Here is a 4,278-nt window from a genome sequence, read left to right on the forward strand (position 1 = left end):
TCCGTAAAAACGGGGTAGAACCCGTACTTTACTGAAAGTCATTAGTTAGCCTCCTGCAAAGATTCAAAATCAGGCATAGAGGGCAGTTGGTGAGTCCATTCTTTTTTTACCGGATCACCTTTAGCAATAAGTTGCTCAACTTTGTCTACTCGCCCACCAATACGTAAAAAACCGTCATCGGACACAAAGTCACTAAACTCTGTATTTAAATAGTCGACAGAATAGCCTCCATCTTTCTGTGGCAGGACTGCTAACGCCTTTCCTTTAGCGTTCAAAAAACGATACTTTCTTAAGAACTCACTCATAACGACTTCTGCTTGCTGTTCGTCCCAGTCTTCACCCAATAGAGATTCAACCGGAATCATCCAGCTTTTTTCACCTAAAGCGATATCTACTGACTGCCATTCCGGCCGCCCGTCACAACGAAGTTCTAAGGCAACTTCAGTATCGTAAAAAAAACGCTGCACACCATCATCGGTCATTAATTGATAAACCACTTTTTTCGGCATTTTTAAATGCGAAACAACATTACGTTTATTGGGATCAGCGTTTTCTCTCATGACCAGCTTGTGTTTATTTCCCTTACTTTTAGCCTCGGTATTCAACTCACAAACACCCGCCTGTTCAGGGCTTAGAGTTAAGTACAGCTGAGCTCGGTCAAAACTGGTAGGCTCTAATTCATCCAATGTCGATGCCGAGAACTCAAGATCCCGGTCATTAACTGAGACTGCCATCTCATCCGATTTGAACAAAGGAACGGTATCAACCGGGGCAATTGAGGTATCACTTCTAAGCGTTTCTTCATCATAAAAAACAATTTTCTTCTCAGAAGTTTTATTGTCTGTAACACGGTTGAATTTAAGTTCAATTGTCTCAGGCAATTCGTCCTCAAAAGCTATTCTCAGAGTTACCGCATAGTCTCCTCGTTTGGCAATGGCTAAAGCGCGGCTCTCTGCACTAGATACCCAGTTAGGTGCCGATGCATCTGTGTCGTAATTTAAAACTGCTCGGCTAACTCCATTTATCTGACTATCGAAATAAGAGTCATTAGTGGCCGTTAATTTCAGTTCAAACTCTTTGTCCTTTTTAGTGGGAGTCAAAATCGCTTTGGCGCCATGCATTTCTATGCTCGAGCCGTCTTTATCTATTGGAAACTCAACAATTTCATAGCTTGTTTCATAGCGTTCCAGAGTCGCTTCTATTGATGTCATTTGCTCAAGATCATCAACGACATCAGTCCAGCCCAAAGGGAGTAAATGTATTAACGTTTCTGATTTTTCGTTATTACTGTCTGTATAGGTGAAAACCCCGTTTTCATGAAGCTTAATATCAAGAGCGTCCCCTTTACTATCTTTAGCGATAAGGTCTTTCACTTTTATCGACATCGAGCCCATACTTTCAAAACTTACCCCGGGATGGCTATATGTCAAAGAAATACGACCGCCGTAAAAATCCATTTTTCCTGAGTCATTAGCTAATACTTCTGCATCGGTCGCTTTGTTGTTTGAGTTAAGTTCGCTAAAGTCTGTATTATCGATGGTAAAAGGCTCGTCATAACCTAAATGCTCGAGGTTCTGACCATACAGCCAGTCTTCAGGGAAAATTGACGTCACCATTCGCATTGAGCCATCAGATACCGCAGCTTCTTCAGGAAGAGGCATATCCATAATCATGGTTAAACGCTGAGTCCAGCCAGTGTCACGTTCCAGCACAACGTAGCCGAACACTTTTGCCTCATTATTGTCACCTGAAGCAGATAAGGTCACCGTGCTGTCAGTAAAGTCTTCAACCGTAAAGGTAATTTCAGGTAAAGGACTTTTTAATTCAACTACCTGCGTCGCACCTTTTTCAACTTTTAAACCGGTAATAAAGCCCGGACGTCCAAATTCATCGTTTAATATTTCTTGTAAAGGATCCAACCCTTGCTTACGAAAGTCTTCGGGCTCCTCATGAATGATAAAATCCACCATTGCGCTAGTGTCTTTATCAATATCAACAGTGAATCCGGCATCCATCATTTTCCGAATGCTATCACCAGAGCTTCCGCGATTATCATCTTCAAAGCTCGTAAAATCTCCTTGCGGAAATTCCATTCGCATAAACTGAGGTTTCATTCTTATGCTGTAGACATCGGATTTATCGGACACTTCATAGTCCAGTAACATCATAGTTTTGAGTCTTTCTGAACGTTTCCCGTAACTGCTCTCAACTTTAATATTGGTATCTGAGTACAGTTGGTAACGCCGCTGCTCACCGTCTTCCGGTTTAAACGATAAGGTCTTTGGAGGGCCGCTTTCAGAACAAGCTACAACAAGAAGAGCTGAAAAAGCCACGAATGATAGACGCCCTAACATAAGCTTCCTTAAAATTTATAAATGAATATGAATAAAGTCATATGATAAGCAGTATTAAATTTTGGCTCAATACAGTCCTCTGGCCTTAACAGATTCTTTACACTGATAACTCAATTAGGTGATTACTTAATATGACCAGTCGCCCTGTTCTTCCACCAATACAGTCTCATTATTTTGAATAACCTGAAGCAAACCTGATTCAAAAACTTTATAAGTCGTATTTCCGTTTTTGAATTGATATCCCTGAAAACGGCAAGGAGTCACTCCGTCAGCACAAAGTGAATGCAGTGTTTTGCCTTTTAGCTCTATGCGGTTACCTGATGCTTTTGACACCCCGACATAACTCACGTTCTCACACGTAACAGAGCCTTCCTGACAGTGGCGTTCAATTTCAACAATATAGTGTTCTGTTGTCAGTGTATCGCCGAGTGCGGCACCAGATAATATCAATGCACTAAATAAAAAAAATTTTCTCATTTACTTTTCTCCGCTTATATTACTTAGAAAATAATAACCAACCAAACCAATTAATAAGCCCCAGAATGAACTGTTAATACCTAAAAAATTCACGCCAGATGCTGTAACAATAAAAGCCATAACCGAAGCAAGCAAAGTCTTTTCATGACTAAACGCCTGGCGGAAATTAACAGCAAGCACCGGTAGTAAAGCTAAGCCAGCCAGGGCCGATGTCGCTTCGGTTGGTAAAGCCAGAAACAACCCAACAATTATTGAGCCGGCAAGCCCGGCAATGATATAGAAGACGCCCGCCGCCATAGCTGCTTTATAACGCTGATTGCGATCAGTATCGGCATCTGAAGTTTGACAAATAGCGGCGGTAATTGCGGCCAGATTTATTGCGAAAACCCCAAGCGGAGCCATAATGACACCGAATAACCCGGTCACCCGTAACAGCGGCGACAGTGGCACCGCATAGCCATTACTACGTAGCATCATAATGCCCGGCAGGTTCTGGGAAACCATAGTGACAACATACAAAGGAATGCCAACCCCAACCAGTAAAGAGAAGTTGAAATCAGGCCATACCCAGACCCAATCCGGGGCGGAGAGTATCAACTGGTTTGTATCGAACTGCTTTGTCAATACCGGTAGCCCTACTGCAGCCAGCAATACCCAGAAAAAAACCAGCTTAGGTGTCAGCTTCCGCATCACAAAATAAACAATGACTAAAGTTGCAGTAATTAAAGGCTGATTATCAAAGGCCGGAACTAAAGCAAGCACAAACTTAAGTAAAATGCCGGCCAATATGGCAGCAGCTATTTCGACAGGAATGTATTTTAAAAGTCGGTCAGAGATACCGCTTAGGCCGCTAAGTAAAATTAAACCCGATGAAAAAATAAAAATGCCAACCGCTTCAGCGACTGAAACACCGGCAAGTGCAATAATGAGCAGTGCAACACCCGGTGTGGACCACGCAGTCAATATCGGGGCTTTATATCGCCACGACAGAATAATACTGCTTAACCCCATAGCTAAACCTAAGGCCAGCAACCAGGAACTCTGCAACGCCACCGAGCCATTGAGGCTTTTCACGGCTTCGAGAATTAAAACAACCGCACTGCTGTAACCAACAAAAACCGCTGTCGCCCCAGCCATAATATGAGAAATAGAAAACCTCATGGCACTTCCTTGTGGTCTGTTTATATCGCTTCGTTTCTTCTGCGTATTTTAATTTTATTAATTGAAGCAACTAATACGAAGCTCAGTAGCATCAATAAAAACCAGGAGCTTAATTTGGCCAGCGGCACCATTTGCCACTCGTTGGCCTGGTTTGGATAAATCCAAATATTGGCATAAGTTGCAATATTTTCAGCAAACCAGATAAATAGCGCAACCAGAAACCATCCCAGTAAAAGAGGCATACTGCGATGCGTTCTATTAATTCCTAGATTCAACTAATAACTGC

The 4,278-nt window shown here is 42.4% G+C and carries 4 protein-coding genes; all 4 read right to left on the bottom strand.

The features are described 5' to 3' along the window. Positions 1 to 41 precede the first annotated feature (41 nt). Positions 42 to 2,354: a hypothetical protein gene (locus tag B2U97_RS09495; protein ID WP_286822786.1), complete on the bottom strand. Its 2,313-nt coding sequence runs from the start codon at positions 2,352 to 2,354 to the stop codon at positions 42 to 44. A gap of 126 nt (positions 2,355 to 2,480) precedes the next feature. Then, positions 2,481 to 2,831 carry a hypothetical protein gene (locus B2U97_RS09500; RefSeq protein WP_286822785.1) on the bottom strand — a complete coding sequence of 117 codons (351 nt, stop codon included), beginning with the start codon at positions 2,829 to 2,831 and terminating at the stop codon, positions 2,481 to 2,483. Continuing rightward, entirely contained in the window at positions 2,832 to 3,992 is a 1,161-nt protein-coding gene (locus B2U97_RS09505; RefSeq protein ID WP_286822784.1) for a benzoate/H(+) symporter BenE family transporter, read from the bottom strand. It abuts the gene before it with no gap. Positions 3,993 to 4,012: 20 nt separating this feature from the next. Next, positions 4,013 to 4,267 (bottom strand): DUF817 family protein, encoded by a 255-nt coding sequence (locus tag B2U97_RS09510; RefSeq protein ID WP_286822783.1) that lies wholly within the window; start codon positions 4,265 to 4,267, stop codon positions 4,013 to 4,015. Positions 4,268 to 4,278 lie beyond the last annotated feature (11 nt).

This window comes from Idiomarina sp. UBA3176 (genome assembly GCF_002364295.1).
In the GTDB taxonomy this organism is placed as follows: domain Bacteria; phylum Pseudomonadota; class Gammaproteobacteria; order Enterobacterales; family Alteromonadaceae; genus Idiomarina; species Idiomarina loihiensis.

Bases quoted from the DNA above. Each gene is read 5' to 3' on its own strand.
- B2U97_RS09495 (WP_286822786.1), bottom strand. From the start codon at position 2,354: ATGTTAGGGCGTCTATCATTCGTGGCTTTTTCAGCTCTTCTTGTTGTA.
- B2U97_RS09500 (WP_286822785.1), bottom strand. From the start codon at position 2,831: ATGAGAAAATTTTTTTTATTTAGTGCATTGATATTATCTGGTGCCGCA.
- B2U97_RS09505 (WP_286822784.1), bottom strand. From the start codon at position 3,992: ATGAGGTTTTCTATTTCTCATATTATGGCTGGGGCGACAGCGGTTTTT.